Below are 22,179 nucleotides of genomic sequence, written 5' to 3' on the forward strand. Positions count from 1 at the left end.
CTACGGACGCTCATGGCCTGACTCGCGCTGCAGCCGTCCTCACCGCTTCCGCTGACACCGCGGGCAGTAGTGGCTGGAGCGGTTCATGAACGCCGCGCGCCTGATGGGCCCGCCGCACCGCGGACAGAGCTGCCCTTCGCGCCCGTAGGCGTTCAGCGAGTGCGCGAAATAACCCGCCTGCCCGTTCACGTTCACGTACTGCGCGTCGAAGCTGGTGCCGCCCTCGGCCAAGGCCTTGTCAAGCACGAGCCGCACCTCAACCAGCAGACCTCGCAAGGCCCTCGCGGACAGTGCCCGCCCCTCCGTCTCGGGATGGATGCGGGCCGCCCAGAGCGACTCGTCGGCATAGATGTTGCCGATGCCGCTGACCAGGGTCTGATCGAGCAGGATGCGCTTGATCGCGCTGGCACGTCGGCGAACGGATGCGATGAACCCCGACTCGTCGAACGCCGGATCCAGCGCGTCTCGGGCGATGTGCGCGACCTGTGTCGGCACGAGCGGCAGCAGCGTGCCGAGACCGCCCGGCGCGGCATCCGGAGTCCCGACGAGCTCGTCGAGCGCGAGCGATCCGAACGTGCGCTGATCGGCGAACACCACCGCGAGGCGCCCGTGCTGCGGGTGCTCGATGTGCAGCCGGATGCGCTCATGCCGTTCGGCGGCGGCATCCGGTTCGCGCAGCAGCATCTGGCCGCTCATCCCGAGATGGGCGACCATCGCATCCGCGTCGCCCTCCAGCGCGAGCCAGAGGAACTTCCCACGTCGCGAGGCAGCCGTGAAGGAGCGTCCTTCGAGACGGCCGACGAAATCGCCCGCGCCGAGCGGATGCCGGGTGAGTGCGCGCTCATCGAGGACATCGACCGCGCTGACCCGCGCGCCGACGACGGCCGGCGCCAGACCGGCTCGGACGACCTCGACTTCGGGGAGCTCGGGCACAGGGAATCAGGTGCCGGACGGCTCGGTGCTGGCGCTGAGTTCCCGCCAGGCGGTCAGCGCGGCCGCCATCTCGGCGGTCTTCTTGCTCGTCCCGTTTCCGGTGCAGCTGAGGTCACCCACCACGACCGTCGCCGTGAACACACGGTCATGGTCGGGGCCGGCGGATTCGATCGAGTACTGCGGCGGCGTGGCGCTGAGCCGCGCGGCGAGCTCCTGCAGGCTGGTCTTCGGGTCCATCGCGGCGCCGTATCGCTCGGGATCGGCCAGGAGGGGCTCGGTCAGGCGCAGCACGAGGGCCTCCGCGGCATCCGGGCCTGCGGACAGGTACGTGGCGCCGAAGACGGCCTCCATCGTGTCCGCGAGGATCGAGTCCTTGTCGCGGCCGCCGGTGTTCTCCTCACCGCGTCCCAGACGCAGGTGAGCACCCAGCCCGATGCCGCGGGCGACCTCGGCCAGAGCCACCGTCGACACGACGCTCGCGCGCCGCTTCGCCAGTTCGCCCTCGTCCAGATCGGGATGCGTGGTGAAGAGCATCACGGTCACGGAGATGCCGAGCACGGAGTCCCCGAGGAACTCCAGACGTTCGTTGTGCGGGATCCCACCGTGCTCGTACGCGTACGAACGGTGGGTCAGCGCCCGCTCAAGAAGCTCGGCGTCGATCTCGACGCCGAGCTTCTGAGTGAGAGTCTGTGCCCCCGCGGATTGCTCCGCCATGATCGTCCGATCAGACGTCGGCGACCTTGCGGCCCTTGTACTCGAGGAACAGCTCGGTGCCCTGCGAGTCGGTGACGACCTTCGCCTGGTGCGGGCGGCTGTAGACGACATTGCCGTTTTCGATGGTCTTCACCAGAGCGATGGGCGCCGCCTTCCACTGCGCACGGCGCGAGCGGGTGTTCGAACGGGAGACCTTGCGCTTCGGGGGGTTACCGGCCATGACTAGCTCTCTTCTTTCTCGGCGCCGCGGCTCTCTGTCGCGGCGTCCTGGTCTGTGATCTGGCGGAGCGCACTCCATCGAGGATCAATGGGAGCTGTGCTCTCTGCGTCGGTGCTCACGGCCAGCTTCTCGCCCGTACTCGAGTCGAGACCCGGGCAATCCGGCTGACACACCGGCTGAAATGGAAGCGACAACACGACCGCATCCCTGACCAGAATTTCAAGATCCACGTGGTCGTCTTGAACCTCGTAGTCAGTTTCTTCCTCACCAGGATACGCGAAAAGTTCCTGGAATTCGACTTCGACAGGCGCGACGATATCGGTGAGGCAGCGACCGCACACCCCGGTGTAGTCGGAGTCGGCCGTGCCGGAGACGAGAATGCCCTCGTGGACCGACTCCAGACGCACCTCGATGTCGACGGTCTCGCCGGCTTCGACGGAGACGATGCCCTCACCCCACTTGTCGGCGAGGGTCACGGAGATGCTATGCTCGCGCATCTCTCCGGGCTTGCGGACGATGTCGCGGACAGGAAGGAAATACGGGCCGTTCACTCGGGACTTCACCCCGCCATGCTACCGGCCCTGAGGCTGAGAGGCACCGGCATGCGAGGTCGTCGACCGCACGATCAGAGGCCGCGGGCCCCCGTGTCGAGGAAGGATGCGACGACGGGAGGCACGAACGGCGAGACGTCGCCGCCGAGGGCTGCGACCTGGCGGACGAGCGAACTGGACACCATCGCGTGTGCGGGGTCGGGCAGCAGGAAGACCGTCTCGATGTCGGCGAGGTGGCGGTTCACGATGGCCATCGGAGACTCGTAGGCGACGTCGACCTGCGAGCGGATGCCCTTGACCAGGACCCCCGCGTCCACGTCGCGTGCGTAGTCGACGAGCAGACCCATGCTCCAGGAGCCGACGATGATGTGCCCGTCGATGCCCGCTTCGGCGATCGACTGCTCGAGCAGCGTCATCCGCTGGGCGATCGGCAGCATCGCCTCCTTGCCGGGGTTGTGCACGATGAGCACATGCAGCTCGTCGTACAGGCGGGCCGCGCGGCGGATCACATCGAGGTGACCGAGGGTGGGCGGGTCGAACGAACCCGGGACGACGGCGATCCGACTGTTCATCCCCCCAGCCTAGGACAGCCGACCCTCAGTTCTTGCCGAGAGCCGCCCGGTCGGCATCCGTCACGCGCCGCTCGATGGTGGCGCGCAGCGCAGGATGCTTCTCCAGAGTGGGATCCTCGCTGAAGATCGACGCGGCGATCTCCCGGGCGCGCACGATGAGGTCGGCATCCTTGACGACGCGCAGCAGGCGCAGCGACGACCGCGCACCCGACTGGGTCGCACCCAGCACATCGCCTTCACCGCGCAGCTCGAGGTCGACCTCCGCCAGCTCGAAGCCGTCGAGCGTCGCCGCGACCGCATCGACCCGCTCGCGGGCGATGGAACCCGCTTCCGCCTCGGTGACCAGCAGGCAGAGTCCGGGATGCTCACCGCGACCCACGCGGCCGCGCAGCTGATGCAGCTGCGAGACACCGAAGCGGTCGGCTTCCATGATGATCATGGTGGAGGCGTTCGGCACGTCGACGCCGACCTCGATCACCGTGGTCGCGATGAGCAGATCGATCTCGCCGCGCGCGAAGGCCTGCATGACGGCATCCTTCTCCTCCGACGGCATCTTGCCGTGCAGCACGGCGCGCCGCACCTTCGAGAGCTCGGGATGGGTCGCCAGCAGCTCCGCGAGCTGCACGACACCCCACTTCGGACCCTTGCCCTCCTCGTCGGGAGGCGGTGCCGCACCGTCGGAATCGACGGACTCCTTCGCGGTGTCGATGGCCGCGCACACCGCGAAGACCTGACGGCCTGCGGCGATCTCCTCGGCCGTACGGGTCCACACGCGCTGGAACCAGGCGGGGTGCTCGGCGAGCGGAGCGGTGAAGGTCTGGATGCCGGCCCGGCCGGACGGCATGGTGCGGATCACCGAGGTGTCCAGGTCTCCGAACACCGTCATCGCGACCGTGCGCGGGATCGGCGTGGCGGTGAGCACCAGCGCGTGCGGCGCGGTGCCCTTGGCGCGCAGCGCCTCGCGCTGCTCGACGCCGAAGCGGTGCTGCTCGTCGACGACGACCAGGGCGAGATCGGCGAACGTGGTCTTCTCGGACAGCAGGGCGTGCGTTCCGATGACGATGAGCGACTGCCCGGACGCCACGCGCAGTGCGGCCTTGCGACGCTCGGGGGCGGACATCTGTCCGGTCAGGAGGGTGGGCATCAGCTGCGGCGCGAGGTCGCGGCCGAGCATCCTGGTGATCGAGCGCAGGTGCTGCCCCGCGAGCACCTCGGTCGGGGCGATGAGCGCGGCCTGTCCCCCGCTTTCGGCCACCTGCACCATCGCCCGCAGCGCGACGAGGGTCTTGCCCGAACCCACCTCGCCCTGCACGAGCCTGTTCATCGGACGCTCCGCCGTGAGATCGGCCGCGATCTCGGCGCCGACCAGCCGTTGGTCATCCGTGAGCGAGAACGGCAGCGTCGCATCGAAGCGCTCGAGCAGGCCACCCGGCTTCGCCTCGCGCGACGTCGCGGTGAGGCGGCGCACCTGCTCGCGCTGCTGCAGCAGCGCAGCCTGCAGGGTGAGGGCCTCGTGAACGCGCAGGGTGCGGATGGCGGGTTCGATGTCCCCGCGCTGCTGCGGACGGTGAATCCGCTCGAGCGCCTCGCGGGCGGTGAGCAGGTCTTCCGACAGCCGCAGCGTCTCGGGCAGCGGCTCGGAGACCTCACCGAGCCCGTCGAGCACCGGTCCGATGATCTTGGCGATCTGCCAGCTCTGGATCGCCGAGGTGGCCGGATAGATCGGGATCGGCACACTCCTGCGCGAATCCGCCCGCCGCTGGGCGGCGTCGAGGTCGTCGAAGAGCTCGTACTCCGGGTGCGCGAACTGCACGGTCTCGCGGAACATCCCGACCTTGCCGGAGAAGATGCCGCGCCGACCCGGCGAGAGCTCCTTCACCCGCCATTCGGCCTGCCCCAGGTTCTTCGCGAAGAAGGTCAGCGACATCCGCCCGATGCCGTCGCTGATGACCACCTCGGTCATCGCCCCGCGCCGATTCTTCATGGCGCGCGCGTTGGAACTGACCACCTCGGCGACGATGGTGACCGTCTCGCCGATCGGAAGCTCGCGGATCGGGGTCAGCTCACCCGGATCGGCGTAGCGTCGAGGGTAGTGTCCGAGCAGCTCGCCGACCACGGTCATGCCGAAGGCCCGATCCAGGGTGCGCGCCGAGGTGGCGCCGACGGCCTGGGTCAACGGCGTGTCGAGCTCGAAGGACATGCTCCGAGTCTAGAGAGGGGCACCGACCCCGACGCGCACGGCCGAGTGCGTCGCCGTGTCGTATCGTGAACGGGTGACGAGGATCATCGCCGGCGCCGCTCGCGGCATCCGCATCGACGTGCCGGGTGCGGGCACCCGCCCGACCAGCGACCGCGTGCGCGAGTCGGTCTTCGGCGCTCTGGAGTCGATGCAGGCCATCGACGGCGCGCGCGTGCTCGACCTGTACGCGGGCAGCGGCGCCCTCGGGCTCGAGGCCTGGAGCCGAGGTGCGTCCTCCGTGGATCTCGTCGAGCGCTCCCGACCCGCGGCCGCCATAGTAGGCCGCAACATCACGACCGTCGCCAAGGCGCTGGGCGTCCCCGGCGACGCGAGGGTGCACCAGAGCGCCGTTCACGCCTTCCTGACGCGCGTCTCCGGCCCGTACGACCTGGTCTTCACCGATCCGCCGTACGACCTCGACGACGCGGCGATGACGGCGGATCTTCTGGCGCTGACTCCCCTGCTCTCACCGGACGCCGTCGTGGTGATCGAGCGGGCGCGCCGGTCCACGCCGCCGGACCTGGATGCCGCGGGTCTCACGCTGCTGCGGGAGAAGTCGTACGGCGACACCGCCGTCTGGTGGGCTGAGCCCCTTCAGGGATCGGACGATCAGCCTGCGACGACGCCGTCCCAGTCGCGGTAGGGATCCCAGCCGCCCGGTGGAATCGGATCGCCGTCGAGCAGCACGGCCGCCCCCGCACGATCTACGACCGTCCCGATGGCGACGAATCCCTCGGGCAGTGCGGTCCCTGCCGGGAAGGTCGCCAGCAGCCCGTGGTCCTCGCCGCCGCGGAGGGCTCGAGCGCGGTCTCCCCCGTGCGCCAGCGCATCGATGGCAGCGCCGGCGAAGTCGATCGAGATGCCCGAGGCATCCGCCATCCGTCCGGCATCCAGCGTCAAGCCGTCCGAGACGTCCATCATGGCCGTCGCCCCGGCATCCGCCGCCGCAGCACCCCGCGCGATCGGCGGCACCGGCCGCAACTGCCTGTCCAGACCGTGCATCAGTCCGGCATCCAGACCGCTGCGGTCGACCGGAACCGGCGCGGATCCGTCGCGGAAGTCCGCGAACAGCGTCTCCAGGCCCGCCGCCGCCGCCCCCAGCTCACCGGCGAGAGCGACCACGTCGCCCGGCCGCGCACCGGCGCGCGTGACGGCGCTGCGTCCCGACAGGTCTCCGAGAGCGGTCACGGCGATCGTGAGCAGATCCGAGACCGTCAGGTCGCCGCCGACGACAGCGCAGCCCGGTGCGAGGACATCGCAGGCATCCCGGAATCCGTCGGCCATCGCCGCCACGAACGACAGCCTGGTGTCCCGGGGAACCGCGAGAGCGACGAGCAGCGCCGTCGGAACCGCGCCCATCGCGGCGATGTCGGCCAGATTCACCGCGGCGGCCTTCCAGCCGAGGTCGTGGCCGCTGGACCAGGCCGTGCGGAAGTCCGGTCCGTCCACCAGCGTGTCCGTCGTGGCCACCACCGAGCCGGACGGTGCAGCGATGACCGCCGCGTCGTCTCCGGGGCCGAGGATCGTGTGAGCGGCGGTTCCGGTGCGGGCGAGGATCGTCCGCAGCACCGTCCCCTCCGCGATGTCGCCGATGCGAGGGTCGTCGGGATCGGATGCCATGCCGACAACGGTAGCCTGGAATCATGCTCCGTCGTCTCGCCCCGCTCGCCGGAGTCCTGGCTCTTCTCGCGCTGACCGGGTGCTCCAGCACCGTCGCGCTGAAGCCGGCTCCCGACGCGAACAACCCGGCGTGCGCCGAGGTGACCGTGCGCCTGCCCGATGCCATCGACGGCTTCGACAGACGCTGGACCGATGCCCAGGCCACTGGCGCGTACGGCGATCCCACCACGGTCATCGTCGCCTGCGGTGTGGCCGTTCCCGGTCCCACTGCCACGCTGCAGTGCATCACGCTCGAAGGCATCGACTGGCTCGTCGACGAATCGGCCGCACCGTGGATGCGGATGACGACTTACGGCCGCGACCCTGCCGTGCAGGTGTTCGTGGACACGAAGAAGGCCGGCGCCAACGAGGTGCTCACGAACAGCAAGCTCGTCGGCGCCGTACGGACCACTGCCGCGACCAGCGAGTGCACCGCACCCGAAGAGCTGGTGCAGTAGCCGTTCGTTCGCGACGCCCCACCGCAACGGTCAGGCGCCGCGCGCGCTCACTTGCTGAGACCGGCCTCGACGAGCTCGGTGATCAGCTCGGAATAGCTCAGCCCCGACGCGACCCAGCACTTCGGGAACATCGAGAACTGCGTGAATCCGGGCATGGTGTTCAGCTCGTTGACGATCAGGTCGCCATCCGCGGTCACGAAGAAGTCGACGCGGGCCAGGCCCTTGCCGTCCACGGCTTCGAACGCGCGCACGGCGGTGTCCTGCAGACGGGCGATGAGCGCCTCATCGACATCCGCAGGGCACACGATCTCGACGCCCTCACCCCCGAGGTACTTGCCCTCGAAGTCGTAGAAGCTGCGCGAGGTGAGCACGACCTCGCCGGGCAGCGAAGCCCGCGCCCGAGCACCACCGCGCCCGGCGAGCACACCGACCTCGATCTCGCGGCCGGTGATGCCGGACTCCACGAGAACCTTCTCATCCTCGGCGAACGCGATGCGCATGGCCTCGTCCAGGCCCTCGCCGCCTGCCACGCGCGACACGCCGACGCTGGAACCGGCACTCGCCGGCTTCACGAACGCCACCGGGCCCAGATCGAGGATGCGCGCGCGCACGGCCTCGGCATCCGCATCCCAGTCGGAGCTGCGCACGGTGATCCCGGGAGCCACGTCGATGCCGGCCGCCGACAGCGCCAGCTTGGTGAAGTGCTTGTCGAGGCACACGGCGGAGTCGAGGATCCCGCCACCGGCGTAGGGCACCTCGAGCACGTCGAAGAATCCCTGGATCGCGCCGTCCTCACCGTGCAGACCGTGCAGCAGCGGCAGCACGACATCGATCTCCCCGAGGTCGATCGTCGAGCCGTCCGAGGCCACCACACGCAGTCGACGATCCCCGCCGGGTTCCGGCCAGCGCACGCGGGTGCCGTTGTCGACGACCTCGGGCATGCTGTCCGGATCGATGGCGAACCGGGACGGATCGTCCTGCTCGAGCACGAACGCGCCCTCACGGGTGATCCCGACCGGGATCACGGCGTACCGCTCGCGGTCAATCGCCGCCAGGACCCCGCCCGCCGTTGCGGAACTGATCGAATGCTCGCTGGAACGCCCGCCGAAGAGCACCACCACCGTCTGCTTGTCCATGATTGGTTCTCTCCTCCTGAGGAGTGTCGTCGTCGGTCGTGAGGTGCGGTGCGATGTCGCGGGGATCCATCCGCCCGTCGAGCACCATCTTCACCTGCTCGACGATCGGCATGTACACGTCGGACTCGTGGGCGAGCTGAAGGATCGGCGCCACCGACGCGAGACCCTCCGCCGTCTGGTTCATCTGCTTCACGACGTCCTGGAAGCCGTATCCCTGACCGAGCAGACGCCCCGCCGTGTTGTTGCGACTCAGCGGCGACTGGCAGGTGGCGATCAGGTCGCCCAGCCCCGCCAATCCCTGCAGCGTCTCGGGCCGCGCCCCGTTCGCGACCGCGAAGTCCGTCATCTCGACGAGCCCGCGCGTGATGATCGACGCCTTGGTGTTCTCGCCGTAGCCGACGCCGTCGACGATGCCGATCGCGACCGCGATGAGGTTCTTCAGCACGCCGCCGAACTCCGTGCCGATCACGTCGGTGTTCACGAAGGATCGGAAGTAGTGATTGCGCGCCGTGCGGGCGACGGCATCGGCGGTATCCTGGCTGAGCGAGGCGATCACGGCCGCCGTGGGCTGCTCGCGTGCGATCTCGAGGGCGAGGTTGGGGCCGGATGCCACGGCGATGCGATTCGGGTCGCAGCGCAGCTCCTGCTCGATGACCTGGCTCATCCGAAGTCCCGTGCCGCGCTCCACGCCCTTCATCAGGCTGATGATCGGTGCGTCACTGTCCGCGATGAGCGGGCGCAGCGCCTTCAGGTTCTCGCGCAGCGACTGACTGGGCACCGACAGGTAGATCTGGTCGGCGCCGTCGAGCGCACGGGAGATCTCGTGGGTCGCGGCGATCGAGCGTGGCAGGTTGATGCCGGGCAGGTACTGCGAGTTGCGCTTGGCCTCGGAGATCTCCTGGGCGAGCTCGGGCCGCCGGGCCCACATCGTCACCTGGGCGCCGCCGTCGACGAGGATCTTGCCGAACGTGGTGCCCCAGCTGCCCGCGCCGATCACGGCTGCGCGGGTTCCCTTACCTGCTGCTTCGCGTTTAGGAGTCAAGACGCCCCGTCTCGTTCTGTCCGTGCTCCGCAGGGTTCCAGCGTCGCTCCGGCGCCTTCTCGCCGCGCAGCTGCTCCAGCAGAGCGGTGATCGCGCTCATCAGGCGTTCGGTGGCCTCGTTGAGCACCGCCTGCTCGCTGCCGCGTCCCTTCAGGTCGGAGAGGTCCACGGGGTCGCCGACGATCACGCGGACGCGCTTGCGCAGCGGCCACAGGCTGATGCCCTTCTGGTAGCGGCCCATGATCTCCTGCGTGCCCCACTGGGCCATCGGGATCAGCGGGATGTCGCCGGACAGCGCCAGCCGCACAGCCCCTGACTTGCCGCGCATCGGCCACAGGTCCGGGTCTCGGGTGAGCGTGCCCTCGGGGTAGACGATCACGCCGCGGCCGTTCTCGACCAGCTCTCGCGACTGCAGCATCGTCTGCTTGGCGGCCTTCGCCGAGGAAGCGCGCGCGACGGGGATCATGCCGGTGCGCGTGAGCACCCAGCCGAGCACAGGGATCCGGAACAGGCTCTCCTTGGCCATGAAGCGCGGGAGACGCCCGGTGCGGTACACCTGCATCGCCACGATCAGCGGGTCGAACTCGGAGTAGTGGTTGGGCGCGAGCACGAACGCCCCTTCGCGGGGCAGCTTGTGCGCGTCGATGGTCGTCACCTTGGCAAGCAGCGACACCGGGGGGATGACGATCGCCGCCAGCGGCCAGAACAGGCTCGGACGGCTCCGCTCGGAAGCAGCCATCAGATCACCGGACGACGTCGAAGTCGGCGCCCAGCGCCTGCAGCTTGTCGAGGAACTTCTCGTACCCGCGGCTGAGGATGTCGACCCCGGACACCTGCGACTCCCCTTCCGCGGTCAGAGCGGCGATCACGTGGCTGTATCCGCCGCGCAGGTCGGGCACGACGATGTCGGCCGCGCGCAGCGGGGTCGGGCCGGTGATGACGGCGGCCTGTTCGAGCTCGCGGCGCGGGACCCGGCGCGGACCGTTCTGCAGCCCGTGCGGGTGCACGACGATGTCGGCGCCCATCTTGACCAGGGCCTGCGTGAAGCCGAAGCGGTTCTCGTAGACGGTCTCATGAACGATGGAGCGTCCCCGAGCCTGGGTCAGCGCGACGATCAGCGGCTGCTGCCAGTCGGTCATGAACCCCGGGTGCACATCGGTCTCGACGACGACGGGCTTGAGCTCGCCGTCGCGACGGAAGAGGATGCCGTCCTCCTGCACGTCGAACCAGCCGCCGGCCTTGCGGAACACGTTGAGGAAGGTCAGCATCTCCTGCTGCTTCGCACCGGCGACGAAGATCTCGCCGTCGGTGGCCAGCGCGGCGCACGCCCACGACGCCGCCTCGTTGCGGTCGAAGATGCAGCGGTGGTCGTAGCCGCGCAGCGTCTCGACGCCCTCGATGAGGATCACCCGGTTGGGCTCGTAGGAGATGATGGCGCCCATCTTCTGCAGCAGGGCGATGAGGTCCATGATCTCGGGCTCGATGGCCGCGTTGCGCAGCTCGGTGGTGCCCTTCGCCCGCACCGCGGTCAGCAGCACCTGCTCGGTGGCGCCGACACTGGGGTACGGCAGGTGGATGTTCGCCCCGTGCAGCCCGTTCGGGGCCGACAGGCGGATGCCGCTGGGCTGCTTCTCGACGATGGCGCCGAACTTGCGCAGCGCGTCGAGATGGAAGTCGATCGGCCGATCGCCGATGCGGCAGCCACCCAGGTCGGGGATGAATGCCTGACCGAGCTTGTGCAGCAGCGGTCCGCAGAACAGGATCGGGATGCGCGACGCGCCCGCGTGGGCGTCGATCTCCTCGTAGTGGGCCGACTCGACCTCGCTCGGATCCAGCAGGAGCGAACCGGGCTCGTCGCCCTCGCTGACCCTCACACCGTGCACCTCGAGCAGCGAGCGCACGACGGCGACGTCGCTGAGGCCGGGGACATCGCGCAGCGTGCTGGTCGTCTCGCCGAGGAGGGCCGCCACCATCGCCTTGGTCGCGAGGTTCTTCGCGCCCTTGACGTCGACGCGGCCCCGAAGCGGCCTGCCTCCGCGGATCGCGAGCACGGATCCGGCGGGAACCGGAGCCTCGTCGACTGCAGCATCGCGCAACGGTGTCGTCATTCGGGCCTCTTCTTCATCAGGACAGCACGGCGGTGGCCGTGAAGCTCTCATCCAATCACGGCTGGTGCCGCGAGGGCTTGTGGCCCTCGGCCCTACCCGCTCCGCGTCTATCGGACGGGAAGCGTGCGTGGCCGCCACGATTCGCGGCGGGCCTCGAACTGCGCGATCTTGTCTTCGTTGCGCAGAGTGAGCCCGATGTCATCGAGCCCCTCGAGGAGCCGCCACCTAGTGTAATCGTCTATCTCGATAGGCACCTGGAGGGCCTGCCCTGAGCCTGTCGAAGGGTCGCCGATCGTGGCGGTGCGCGCCTCGAGATCGACTGTGATGTCCCGGCCGGGCTCCTCGTCGATCAGCGTCCAGATGCGTTCGATGTCGGCCTCGTCGACGGTCGCGGCCAGCAGTCCCTGCTTGCCCGAGTTGCCGCGGAAGATGTCGGCGAAGCGCGAGCTGAGCACGACCTTGAAGCCGTAGTCGCGCAGCGCCCAGACGGCGTGCTCGCGGCTCGAGCCGGTGCCGAAGTCGGGACCGGCCACGAGCACGGATGCCGTGCGGAACGGCTCCTGGTTGAGCACGAACTCTGGGTCCTTGCGCCACTCGTGGAAAAGCGCATCCTCGAATCCGGTCTTGGTGACGCGCTTGAGGAAGACCGCCGGGATGATCTGGTCGGTGTCGACGTTGGAGCGCTTGAGAGGGGCGGCGACGCCGGTGTGCGTGGTGAACTTCTCCATGGTCAGTTGTTCCCTTCGAGGTCGCTCGGGCTGGACAGAGTGCCGCGGATCGCGGTGGCTGCCGCGACGAGGGGCGAGACGAGGTGCGTGCGCCCGCCCTTGCCCTGTCGTCCTTCGAAGTTGCGGTTGGAGGTGGACGCGCAGCGCTCCCCCGGTGCCAGCTGGTCGGGGTTCATGCCCAGGCACATCGAGCATCCGGCGAAGCGCCACTCCGCACCGAACGCCTCGACGATCTTGTCGATGCCCTCGGCCTCGGCCTCCAGTCGCACGCGTGCGGAGCCGGGGACGACCATGACGCGCACGCCGTCGGCCTTCTTCCTGCCCTCGATGATCGACGCGAACGCACGAAGGTCCTCGATGCGGCTGTTCGTGCAGGACCCCATGAACACGGCATCCACCCGCACATCCTTCAACGGCGTGCCCGGCGTCAGGTCCATGTATTCCAGCGCCCGCTGGGCGTTGGCGCGCTGGTTGGCATCCGCGATGTCGGCGGGGTCGGGAACGGAGGCCGACAGGGAGCTGCCCTGGCCGGGGTTCGTGCCCCAGGTGACGAAGGGCTCCAGCTCGCTCGCGTCGAGATTCACCTCGGCGTCGAAGACGGCATCCGCGTCGGTCGGCAGCGTGCGCCAGTAGGCGACGGCGTCGTCCCAGTCCTGTCCCTGAGGGGCGTGCGGGCGGCCTTCGAGATACGCGAACGTGGTCTCGTCCGGTGCGACCATGCCGGCGCGTGCGCCGGCCTCGATCGACATGTTGCAGATCGTCATGCGCCCCTCCATGGAGAGGTCGCGGATCGCGCTGCCGCGGTACTCGAGCACAAAGCCCTGGCCACCGCCGGTGCCGATCTTCGCGATCACTGCGAGAATGATGTCCTTCGCGGTCACGCCGGGGCGCAGCGTGCCCTCGACGTTGATCGCCATGGTCTTGAAGGGCTTCAGCGGCAGCGTCTGGGTCGCCATGACGTGCTCGACCTCGCTCGTGCCGATGCCGAATGCCATCGCGCCGAAAGCGCCATGCGTGGAGGTGTGCGAGTCGCCGCAGACGACCGTGATACCCGGCATCGTCAGGCCGAGCTGCGGGCCGACGACGTGCACGATGCCCTGCTCGGCGTCGCCGAGGGAATGCAGGCGCACGCCGAACTCCTCGGCGTTGCGACGCAGCGTCTCGATCTGCGTGCGGCTGGTGAGGTCGGCGATCGGCTTGTCGATGTTGAGCGTCGGAGTGTTGTGGTCCTCCGTCGCGATCGTCAGATCGAGCCGGCGCAGGGGCCTGTTCTCGGCGCGCAGGCCGTCGAACGCCTGCGGGCTGGTGACCTCGTGCACCAGGTGCAGGTCGATGTAGATGAGGTCCGGTTCCCCGTTCTCGCCCTTGACGACGAGATGGTCGTCCCACAGTTTCTCGGCGAGGGTACGGGGTCGGGTGATGTCACTGCTCATGTGGCGCTGTCTCCTGAGGTATCGAATCGGCCCATGCAGGATGCCGCGACGAGGAAGGCCTAGATCGAGGTCTCGTCGCGGCTGCTAAGGAGGAGAGCCGCTCGCATTCCGTCAGGCTATCACCGCGGACGTGCGGGTCGGACCAGGATGACATCCGGCCGACCCGCACCCGATCAGCTCTCGAGAGTGGCCGACCGCTTCTCGCGCGAGGATGCGATCAGGCTCGCGATCGTGGCGACGGCCATCGAACCGAAGATGACGCCCAACGACATCCAGTTGTCGATGTCGGGGGCCCAGGCGATCGGCTCGCCGCCGTTGATGAACGGCAGCTCGTTGATGTGCATGGCGTGCAGCACGAGCTTCACACCGATGAAGGCGAGGATGAAGGCGACGCCGTAGTGCAGGTACCGCAGACGGTCGAGCAGGTTGCCCAGCAGGAAGTACAGCTGACGCAGCCCCATCAGGGCGAACAGGTTCGCCGTGAAGACGATGAACGGGTTGGTGGTGATGCCGAAGATCGCCGGGATCGAGTCGACCGCGAACATCAGGTCCGTCACACCGAGCGAGACGAAGACGATCAGCATCGGCGTCCAGATCTTCTTGCCGTCGACGACCGTGCGCAGCTTGGGCCCGTCGTACGAATCGCTGATCGGGATGACCCGGCGGATCTGACGGACGATGAAGTTCTCGGTCTGCGCGTCGTCCTCCTGCTTGTCTGGCAGGGACTGCCGGATGGCGGTGAAGAGCAGGAACGCACCGAAGACGTAGAAGATCGGGCTGAGGTGCTCCACTGCGGCGCCGACGATGATGATGAAGATCGCTCGCAGGATCAGCGCGATGATGATGCCCACCATCAGCGCCTCCTGCTGATAGCGGCGCGGCACCGCGAACTGCGTCATGATCAGGATGAACACGAACAGGTTGTCGATGGAGAGGCTGTATTCCATCGCCCAGCCGGTGAGGAAGTCGAGCGAGGTCTTCGCGTCGCCGACGATGTACAGCACGCCGGCGAAGATCAGGGCGAGCGCCACGTAGAACGCCACCCAGAGGGCGGATTCCTTGGTGGAGGGGATGTGCGGGCGCTTGAGGATGAGCAGCAGGTCGCCGAGGAGGATGGCGGTCAGCACGACCAGCGCGGTGATCTCGAACCAGACAGGAATGTCCAAGGGAGAAGGGCCTTTCGAAGGGTGGCGGAAATCCGAAAGTCTCTCCCCGCACCGTGGTGCGCCACGCGGCCGGAGCAGCGATGACGATGCTCGTGATGACGATCCGCGCGATGACGGGATACTCCCCTTCGCTCGAACGATCGTACCCGAGTCTGAGACGATGAGTGATCCACCGACACTCTCAGGTGAGAGACAAACTGCGACAGCCAGCGATCGGAACGGGAATGCCGACGAACAGCGAAGACCGCGAATGGGCCGAACGGGCGGCATCCGGGGATCGGGATGCCTTCCGCGCGATCTATCGCGCCTACGTCAAGCCGGTGTACTGGATCGCCCACGGCATCCTCGGCTCCATCCCGGATGCCGAGGACATCGCCCAGGAGACGTTCGTCGTCGCCTGGCGCAAGCTCCCCGCCCTGCAGCTCGCGAGCGAGTCGCTGCTGCCGTGGCTGGCGACGATCTGCCGCTTCCAGGCCGCGAACCGGCTGCGGGTGCTGCGACGCGATCGCGCGCACACCGCGGATGCGCTGGACGAGACGATCCCCGACACGGTGAGCGTCGAGGATCAGGTGATCTCCGCAGCCCTCGCGGAGCGCATCGCGAGCGAGGTGGACCGCCTCGACGAGCTGGACCGCGCCATCTTCCGCCTCTGCACGGTCGACGGCTACGCCTACCAGGTCGCCGCCGAGGAGCTCGGAGTCAGCCACGCGGTCGTCCGCAATCGTCTCTCCCGGGTGCGCACGCGACTTCGCGGCGCGGTGAAGGAAGTGAGAGACGCATGACCGAGAACACCGGCATCGCACTGCCGCCGCTCAGCGACGACAGCATCGCCCGGATCGAGAGCGCCGTGTTCGACGAGATCGGCGACGACTCGGCATCCCGCTCCGTCTCAGCGCGCCGCCAGGAGCCGCATCGTGTGCGGCGACGCTGGGTCACCGGGCTGGGCATCGCCGCGGCGTTCGTCGTGGGCGCGCTCGTGACACCACCCCTCATGAATGCGGTGTCCGGCGGCACGGGCGCAGCCGACACTGCGTCAGGCGGCGCGAGCACAGCCTTCGACAGCGGCCCCGTGCCCGCCATCGGTCAGCCCGAGACCGCGACGGATGCGGGCAAGGCCGTCGACGCGGCAGGCGATGTCGCAGACGCCGGCCGCGACATCATCACGACCGCGCAGCTGACTCTGCGCGTCGGCGATGTCGCGAAGGCAGCGGCTGCGATCAGCGACCTGGCTGCGGAGCAGGGCGGCTATGTCGAGTCCACCGATATCGGTCTGGCTCCGGGAGCACCGATCGATTCGACCACGATGCCGCCTCCGGACCGGGGCGAAGGATGGATCAGCATCCGCATCCCCGCCGCGAAGCTGACGGACGCGATGAAGGCCGCCGAAGCTGAAGGGCAGGTGCTGGGTTCGTCCATCTCCCGCCAGGACGTCACGTCCACGGCCGTGGACCTGCGGGCTCGGGTGGATGCGTCGAAGGCGTCCGTGCAGCGGCTGACCGAGCTGATGGCCAAGTCCGGATCGGTCGCGGACCTGATCGCGGCGGAGTCCGCCCTGAGCGAGCGCCAGGCGCAGCTGGAGAGCTACGAGCAGCAGCTGAAGAGCATCGACGAGCAGGTGGCGATGTCGAGCATCCGCGTGCAGCTCACCGAGCGCACGACTGCGACGAGCGCCGATCCCGCAGGATTCGGGGACGGACTTCTGGCGGGTTGGAACGGGCTCATCGTCTCGCTGAATGCCCTCGTGGTCGCGTTCGGATTCCTCCTCCCCTGGCTCGTCCCGATCGCCGTCGTGCTTCTGGTGGTCTGGCTGATCCGGCGGCGGCGGCGCGTAGTTCCTTGATTTTCCGGGGTATACAAGAACTCTTGTGAGTATCCGACTTCGCCTTTAGCGTTGTCGACGTGGAAGACATCTCGGTCATCACGGCCATCACGCATCCGGTCCGACGCCGCATCGTGGATCGCCTGCTGCTGCACGGCGCCACCCAGGTCGGCGTGCTCGCGCGGACGCTCGACGCGCAGGTGGGCAGCATCAGCCATCACCTGCGGATGCTGCAGAAGGCCGGCGTCGTCGAACAGGTCGATCCGCCGGACGGCGATCGCCGCGCCAGCTGGTGGCAGCTCGCGCGGCGGTCGTTCACCTGGTCGTCCGCCGACTTCGACTCCCCCGCGGATGCGTTGATCGCTCGCGAGGCGCAGCGCGCGAATGTGCGCAACCAGCTGGATCGTCTGCAGCGCTGGTACCGCGTGTCCGCGCAGAGCGAGATGGAGGGCTTCAACACCGACACGCTCGCCTGGGCGACCCCGGACGAGCTGATGGATCTGCAGCATCGGCTGGGCGCCGTGCTCGACGACTGGAGGGCGGGGATCGACCGCACGGACGGGCAGGAGCGCACGCCGGTGTACTTCTTCGCGCATGGATTCCCGACGGAGGTGTGAGATGACCACGAGCGAGACACGGATGCTGCGACGCCCGCCCTCCTTCCGGAAGGACCGGATGGTGCAGGCGTGGCTGACGATCAAGGCCGTCTCCGACGCCGGCGATGCGATCTTCCTGATCGCGTTCGCCTGGACGGCCGTGCAGATCGCCTCCCCCGCCGTCGCCGGGCTGGTCGTCGCGGCAGGCACGCTCCCGCGCGCGGCCGTACTCCTCATCGGGGGCGCGTATGCGGATCGCGTGGATGCCAGACGGCTGATGATCCTCTTCAACCTGCTGCGGATCGTGGTGCTCATCACGGTGACGGTGTGGTGTCTCGCGACCACGCCCACCGTGGCACTGCTGCTGGCCGCGAGTGTGGCCTTCGGGCTGTGCGACGCGTTCTTCGAGCCGGCGGCCGGAACCATGCCCCGCCAGCTCGTGGATGTCGCGGATCTGCCCGCGTACTCCGCGCTCAGTCAGACGCTCTCCCGCCTGGGCACGATGGCGGGCTCGGCGATCGGCGGATTCCTCGTGGCGGCCTACGGCATCGCCGGCAGTGCGGGGTTGAACACCGTCACGTATGTGGTGGTCGTCGTGTTCATCCTCCTGTGGCTGCGTCCGCGCTTCGCGCTCCCCCGCGCAACGGCGCAGCAGAGCGTGCTGCGGGATGTCGCCGACGGCTTCCGGTACCTCGGCCGTGAACGCGCCACGCGGACGCTCGTGATCGCGCTGTCCGGTCTGAATCTGGCCGTCGGGCCGGCGATCTCGATCGGCCTGCCGCTGCAGGCGACGGCGCAGGGCTGGGGTGCCGGGGCCGTGGGCGTGTTCGAGGCGCTGGTGGGCGGCGGCGCGATGATCGGCGCACTGGTGGTCGTGCGGTGGCGGCCGCGTCGCGAGGCGGTCGGCGGGTTCACCGCACTCATCGCACAGGGCGCCGGAATCGTCGCGCTCGGCGCCGGCTCGCAGATCGTCGTGGGCGCCGGATGCCTCGTGGTCGGGCTCACCGCCGGCTTCGCCTCAGTGCTGCTGGGCTCGACCTTCGCGGCGACCGCCGCGCCCGACCACCTCGGCAGGCTCGGGTCGATCCTGCGACTGGGCGATGACTGCCTGATGCCGGTGGCGATGGCCCTGTTCGGGCTGCTCGCCGGCATCCTGCCGCTGTTCGTGCCTTTCGCGATATACGGCGGAGCGATGGCGCTGCTGATGATCGTGCCGCTCCGCAATCCGCAGATCCGGAGCATCGCCCTGTCAACCCCTGTCGGGGCATGAGCTGCGCCGGATAGCCTTCCGGGCATGACGACAGACGGATTCCTTCCCCGCCACGCCATTGTCACGGCTTCCGACTCCGGCATCGGCGCCGCGACGGCCGTGGCCCTCGCCCAGGCGGGCATGGATGTCGGCATCACCTGGCACGAAGACCAGGAGGGCGCCGAGAGCACCGCCGAAGCCGTTCGCGCACGCGGACGAAACGCCGTGGTGATGCACTTCGACGCGACCGACTTCGACGCCGTGCCGGGTGTCGTCGACGACCTGCGCGATCGGCTCGGTGGCCTGGACGTGTTCGTGAACAACGCAGGAGCGAGCACTCCCAGGGCCGTGCTGGAGATTCCGATGCGGGAATGGCTGGACACGATGGCGCTGAACGTCGACGGTGCGTTCCTCGGTCTGCAGACCGCCGCACGGCACATGGTGCGCGCCGGTTCAGGCGGGCGGCTGATCGCTGTGACCAGCGTGCACGCGCATCAACCGCGGGTCGGCCTCGGCGCGTACATCGCCGCCAAGCATGCGCTCTCCGGGCTGATCAAGACGATGGCGCAGGAGCTGGGTCAGCACAGGATCACGGCGAACTCCGTGGCGCCGGGCGAGATCGCCACCGCGGCCAGCGGACGCACCTCAGAGGATGCGGAGCGCACGCACCGGCCCGGCATTCCGCTGGGACGACCGGGCAAGGCGGAGGAGGTCGCCGCGGTGATCGCCTTCCTCGCCTCGCCCGCCTCGAGCTACGTCACCGGCGCCGACTGGTCCGTGGACGGCGGAATGCTGCAGATGGGTCCGGAGGCCGGGTCGAATGTGCAGGACGATTCGTGGCGCGAAGTGTGACTCCCCCGAACGGCACCCGGCGACCCGTACGCCGCAAGGGCGCTCTCAGAAGGGCGCGAGGAGTGCTTCTGATGTCGCCGCCCACGGATCTGCCGGTCGATCGTCGGGATGATCGTCAGCGTGTCGCGTGTTGTCTGTGAACGTGACGGTGTTCTGCGGTGGTGGTCTGTCGATGTAGACGTGTCCGGTGGGACTGGTCCATTCCAGCAGCCCATCGCCGAGCTGGATGACATGCCAGGGCGAGTGGTGTTTGAGGACGTGATGTCGTCGGCACAGCGCGGCGAGGTTGTCATCGGCAGTCGGCCCGCCGGAAGCGGCGTCCTTCGTGTGATCAAGATCGGAGTCGCGGACGGGCATCCCGCATCCGGGGAACCGACAGCGTTGATCGCGCGCTCGCAGATGCCGTTTGAGTTCTTTCCCGGGCCGGTACCGGTCCACGGCGAGCATTGCCCCGCCGATCGGGTGGGTCAGCACGCGATCCCACCCGGATGCAGCACCTGCCAGCATCCGGGCCGTTTGCGGGTCGATCGGTGACCGGCCCTCCAGCTCCGCAGCCGGCGACTCGATGCCGGTAGCGCCCATCAACGTCAGGGCCGGCACGGTCACGGTCACCTTCGCGACGATGGCGGAGAGCAGCCCATCCGGAGTGTCGTGCCCGGCCGGCGCACCGGTCAACAGCAGATCCAACGCGAGATCGGCGCGCTTCTGCGCGAGCGTTCGCAGGTCGGCTGCGGCCTCTTCGCCGGGTTCGGAGTCGGTGCTCTGCTTCTGCGCAGCGGTGAGCGATTTCGCCGTCTGCGTGAGCCGGTCGAGTGCCCCGTGCACCAGGGCAGTCGGGCCGAAGACCCCCAATTCTGACATCCCATCCGGGTGCTCCTTCACCCACACGGTCCGCGTCTCTCGCGCCTCCTGGTGTCGCTCGTCCAGCGAGCGTGCCTGGTACTGCTCGGCCAGGCGCTCCGCGATCGGCCGCAACCGGTTCGGCGATTCATCCTCCGCGAACTCCAGCACCCGTGCCGCGTACGCTGCGCGCGCGTCGGGATCGTCGATGTGCATCCCGGCATCGACGATCACCCGGGTGTGTCCGGCACTGATCCGCCCGGCACCCTGCGCCGCCCACACCGCTGGGAACCGGTCGACCTTGACCTCGGCATCCGCCATCCGCCGCTGCACCGTACGGTCACTGACGCGCAGCGCCGCTGCGAGCTCCGCCGCCACCGTCCGCAGCGTCAGCTCCGCCTCATCGGCATCGCCTTGCTGCTCGACCATCGACATCGCCAACCGCGACGCCAGGGCCAGCACCCCGTCGCGGGCGGCCTGCATCGCATTGACGGACCGCTCCGCATCCCGCGCCATCTCAACCAGCGCGTCGAGCGACTTCATCTGCTCGTCCGAGGCTGTCACCATGGCGTTCATAGAACAAGTATCCGAGTGGCCACCGACATTCGAACGCCTCTACGATGAAAATCGGGACCCGCCAGATCACGAACGCACAACGAAGAAGGTCCCCCGGACAATCCGGAGGACCTTCTTCGTGTTGGTGACCCCAGCGGGATTCGAACCCGCGTTACCGCCGTGAGAGGGCAGCGTACTAGGCCGCTATACGATGGGGCCGTCATTGCAACCGTTCAAGTATGCCATGACCACCAGGCCAGAACAAATCCGGCCGGGCCTGCTCAGCCGAGCATGTCCTTGACCATCGGGACGACCTTCTCGCCGTACAGACCGATGGACTGCATCATCGTCTCGTGGCTGATCTGGCTCTGGTCGTACTTGAAGTCGAACCGGTCGACCCGCAGCGTGCCCAGTGTCGCCACGATCTTGCGAGCCACGGTCTCGGGCGAGCCGACGTACAGCGCACCCGATTCGATCTCCCGCTCGAAATCGCCCACCGCGGGCGGTGCCCAACCGCGCTCCTCGCCCATGCGCGTGCGCATCGCGAGCCAGCCGTCGTGCGTGAGCCTGCGCGCTTCCTCGTCGGTGTCGGCGACCAGGCCCGGCGAGTGCACGGCCACCGGCTTGTGCTGCACCCCGAACTGGTCCTGGGCGCGATCGAACAGATCGATGTACGGCGCGAAGCGCGCGGCCGGTCCGCCGATGATCGCGAGGAACAGGCCGAAGTTGTAGCGTGCCGTACGCACGACGGAATCGGGGCTGCCGCCGACTCCCACCCAGGTGGGGATCCCCCCGGCGGTCGTCGGGAACACCCGCTGATCCTCGAGCGCGGCACGGGTGCTGCCCTGCCAGGTGACCGGCTCCTCCTTCAGCAGGTGCGAGAGCAGGTCGAGCCGCTCCTCGAAGAGCTCCTCGTACTGACGCAGGTCGAACCCGAACAGCGGGAACGATTCGATGAACGACCCGCGACCGGCGACGATCTCGGCGCGGCCGTTCGAGACCGCGTCGAGTGTCGCGAAGCGCTCGAACACGCGCACGGGATCATCCGAACTGAGCACGGTCACAGCGGAGCCGAGGCGGATCCGTTCGGTGCGGGACGCTATCGCGGACAGCACCATCTCGGGGCTGGACACGGCGAAATCGGGGCGGTGGTGCTCCCCCACGCCGAAGAAGTCCAGACCGACCCCGTCGGCCAGGACAGCCTGGTCGATGATGTCGCGGATCACCTGGGGATGCGGGACCGGAGCCCCCGCGGCGTCATTGGTCACGCCGCCGAAGGTGTCGAGTCCGAATTCGATGTCGCTCATGA

23 protein-coding genes and 1 tRNA gene are annotated in these 22,179 nt (G+C 68.5%); 7 read left to right on the top strand and 17 right to left on the bottom strand.

Translation table 11 applies throughout. From position 1 onward, the window contains the following. Positions 1-39 precede the first annotated feature (39 nt). From mutM to QF046_RS03290, 6 genes are all read right to left on the bottom strand, one after another. The gene (gene mutM, locus QF046_RS03265) at positions 40-933 is read right to left on the bottom strand and encodes a bifunctional DNA-formamidopyrimidine glycosylase/DNA-(apurinic or apyrimidinic site) lyase (protein WP_307366157.1); all 894 of its coding nucleotides are present in this window, start codon (positions 931-933) and stop codon (positions 40-42) included. Between the two features lie 6 nt (positions 934-939). Then, complete coding sequence (gene rnc, locus QF046_RS03270; protein ID WP_307366159.1) at positions 940-1,647, bottom strand: ribonuclease III; 708 nt, start codon at positions 1,645-1,647, stop codon at positions 940-942. Positions 1,648-1,657: 10 nt separating this feature from the next. After that, positions 1,658-1,867, bottom strand: coding sequence for a 50S ribosomal protein L32 (rpmF, locus tag QF046_RS03275; protein ID WP_307366161.1), 210 nt, complete (start codon positions 1,865-1,867; stop codon positions 1,658-1,660). Positions 1,868-1,869: 2 nt separating this feature from the next. Continuing rightward, positions 1,870-2,364 (bottom strand): DUF177 domain-containing protein, encoded by a 495-nt coding sequence (locus QF046_RS03280; RefSeq protein WP_373425748.1) that lies wholly within the window; start codon positions 2,362-2,364, stop codon positions 1,870-1,872. Positions 2,365-2,492: 128 nt separating this feature from the next. Continuing rightward, positions 2,493-2,990, bottom strand: a complete 498-nt coding sequence (gene coaD / locus QF046_RS03285) for a pantetheine-phosphate adenylyltransferase (protein ID WP_307366163.1) — start codon at positions 2,988-2,990, stop codon at positions 2,493-2,495. A 25-nt stretch (positions 2,991-3,015) separates the two neighbouring features. Next, a complete protein-coding gene (locus QF046_RS03290) occupies positions 3,016-5,190 on the bottom strand; it encodes an ATP-dependent DNA helicase RecG (protein ID WP_307366165.1) in 2,175 nt (724 codons plus the stop codon). A 73-nt stretch (positions 5,191-5,263) separates the two neighbouring features. On the opposite strand from QF046_RS03290, the gene rsmD reads away from it, so the two are divergent. After that, the gene (gene rsmD / locus QF046_RS03295) at positions 5,264-5,872 is read left to right on the top strand and encodes a 16S rRNA (guanine(966)-N(2))-methyltransferase RsmD (RefSeq protein WP_307366167.1); all 609 of its coding nucleotides are present in this window, start codon (positions 5,264-5,266) and stop codon (positions 5,870-5,872) included. Here the strand turns inward: rsmD and thiL are convergent. After that, positions 5,839-6,849, bottom strand: coding sequence for a thiamine-phosphate kinase (gene thiL / locus QF046_RS03300; protein WP_307366169.1), 1,011 nt, complete (start codon positions 6,847-6,849; stop codon positions 5,839-5,841). The two genes, rsmD and thiL, sit on opposite strands and share 34 nt — an antisense overlap. Before the next feature lie 23 nt (positions 6,850-6,872). Between thiL and QF046_RS03305 the strand changes: the two genes are divergently transcribed. Beyond that, positions 6,873-7,346 (top strand): DUF3515 family protein, encoded by a 474-nt coding sequence (locus tag QF046_RS03305; protein ID WP_307366171.1) that lies wholly within the window; start codon positions 6,873-6,875, stop codon positions 7,344-7,346. A 47-nt stretch (positions 7,347-7,393) separates the two neighbouring features. Here the strand turns inward: QF046_RS03305 and QF046_RS03310 are convergent, their stop codons facing one another. The 7 genes from QF046_RS03310 to QF046_RS03340 all read right to left on the bottom strand — a co-directional run bounded on the left by QF046_RS03310 (position 7,394) and on the right by QF046_RS03340 (position 14,959). Beyond that, complete coding sequence (locus QF046_RS03310; protein WP_307366172.1) at positions 7,394-8,482, bottom strand: D-alanine--D-alanine ligase family protein; 1,089 nt, start codon at positions 8,480-8,482, stop codon at positions 7,394-7,396. Beyond that, on the bottom strand, positions 8,388-9,524 hold the full coding sequence (locus tag QF046_RS03315) for an NAD(P)H-dependent glycerol-3-phosphate dehydrogenase (protein ID WP_307366174.1): 1,137 nt from the start codon (positions 9,522-9,524) through the stop codon (positions 8,388-8,390). The genes QF046_RS03310 and QF046_RS03315 overlap by 95 nt, the downstream gene beginning before the upstream one ends. Further along, positions 9,514-10,263 carry a 1-acyl-sn-glycerol-3-phosphate acyltransferase gene (locus QF046_RS03320; RefSeq protein WP_307366176.1) on the bottom strand — a complete coding sequence of 250 codons (750 nt, stop codon included), beginning with the start codon at positions 10,261-10,263 and terminating at the stop codon, positions 9,514-9,516. The genes QF046_RS03315 and QF046_RS03320 overlap by 11 nt, the downstream gene beginning before the upstream one ends. Positions 10,264-10,267: 4 nt before the next feature. Beyond that, positions 10,268-11,632, bottom strand: a complete 1,365-nt coding sequence (murA, locus tag QF046_RS03325; protein WP_307366178.1) for a UDP-N-acetylglucosamine 1-carboxyvinyltransferase — start codon at positions 11,630-11,632, stop codon at positions 10,268-10,270. 107 nt (positions 11,633-11,739) lie between these two features. Further along, entirely contained in the window at positions 11,740-12,360 is a 621-nt protein-coding gene (gene leuD, locus QF046_RS03330) for a 3-isopropylmalate dehydratase small subunit (protein ID WP_307366181.1), read from the bottom strand. A 2-nt stretch (positions 12,361-12,362) separates the two neighbouring features. After that, a complete protein-coding gene (gene leuC / locus QF046_RS03335) occupies positions 12,363-13,793 on the bottom strand; it encodes a 3-isopropylmalate dehydratase large subunit (RefSeq protein WP_307366183.1) in 1,431 nt (476 codons plus the stop codon). A gap of 173 nt (positions 13,794-13,966) precedes the next feature. Continuing rightward, on the bottom strand, positions 13,967-14,959 hold the full coding sequence (locus QF046_RS03340) for a TerC/Alx family metal homeostasis membrane protein (protein ID WP_307366185.1): 993 nt from the start codon (positions 14,957-14,959) through the stop codon (positions 13,967-13,969). A 224-nt stretch (positions 14,960-15,183) separates the two neighbouring features. Between QF046_RS03340 and QF046_RS03345 the strand changes: the two genes are divergently transcribed. Genes QF046_RS03345 through QF046_RS03365 form a run of 5 tightly spaced genes read left to right on the top strand, consistent with a single transcriptional unit; the run spans position 15,184 to position 19,475 of the window. Beyond that, complete coding sequence (locus tag QF046_RS03345; RefSeq protein ID WP_307366188.1) at positions 15,184-15,741, top strand: RNA polymerase sigma factor; 558 nt, start codon at positions 15,184-15,186, stop codon at positions 15,739-15,741. After that, the gene (locus QF046_RS03350) at positions 15,738-16,799 is read left to right on the top strand and encodes a DUF4349 domain-containing protein (RefSeq protein ID WP_307366190.1); all 1,062 of its coding nucleotides are present in this window, start codon (positions 15,738-15,740) and stop codon (positions 16,797-16,799) included. Before QF046_RS03345 ends, QF046_RS03350 begins: the two co-directional genes overlap by 4 nt. A 59-nt stretch (positions 16,800-16,858) precedes the next feature. Beyond that, positions 16,859-17,395, top strand: a complete 537-nt coding sequence (locus QF046_RS03355; RefSeq protein WP_307366192.1) for a helix-turn-helix domain-containing protein — start codon at positions 16,859-16,861, stop codon at positions 17,393-17,395. Position 17,396: 1 nt separating this feature from the next. Continuing rightward, entirely contained in the window at positions 17,397-18,644 is a 1,248-nt protein-coding gene (locus tag QF046_RS03360; protein WP_307366194.1) for an MFS transporter, read from the top strand. Between the two features lie 24 nt (positions 18,645-18,668). Beyond that, positions 18,669-19,475, top strand: a complete 807-nt coding sequence (locus QF046_RS03365) for an SDR family oxidoreductase (protein WP_307366197.1) — start codon at positions 18,669-18,671, stop codon at positions 19,473-19,475. A 45-nt stretch (positions 19,476-19,520) separates the two neighbouring features. Here the strand turns inward: QF046_RS03365 and QF046_RS03370 are convergent, their stop codons facing one another. The 3 genes from QF046_RS03370 to QF046_RS03380 form a co-directional block, all read right to left on the bottom strand. Next, complete coding sequence (locus QF046_RS03370) at positions 19,521-20,891, bottom strand: HNH endonuclease signature motif containing protein (RefSeq protein WP_307366199.1); 1,371 nt, start codon at positions 20,889-20,891, stop codon at positions 19,521-19,523. Between the two features lie 122 nt (positions 20,892-21,013). Further along, positions 21,014-21,089: transfer RNA gene (locus QF046_RS03375), tRNA-Glu, on the bottom strand. 62 nt (positions 21,090-21,151) lie between these two features. Beyond that, on the bottom strand, positions 21,152-22,177 hold the full coding sequence (locus QF046_RS03380) for an LLM class flavin-dependent oxidoreductase (RefSeq protein ID WP_307366201.1): 1,026 nt from the start codon (positions 22,175-22,177) through the stop codon (positions 21,152-21,154). Between the last annotated feature and the right edge of the window lie 2 nt (positions 22,178-22,179).

Source organism: Microbacterium sp. W4I4 (genome assembly GCF_030816235.1).
Lineage (GTDB): Bacteria > Actinomycetota > Actinomycetes > Actinomycetales > Microbacteriaceae > Microbacterium.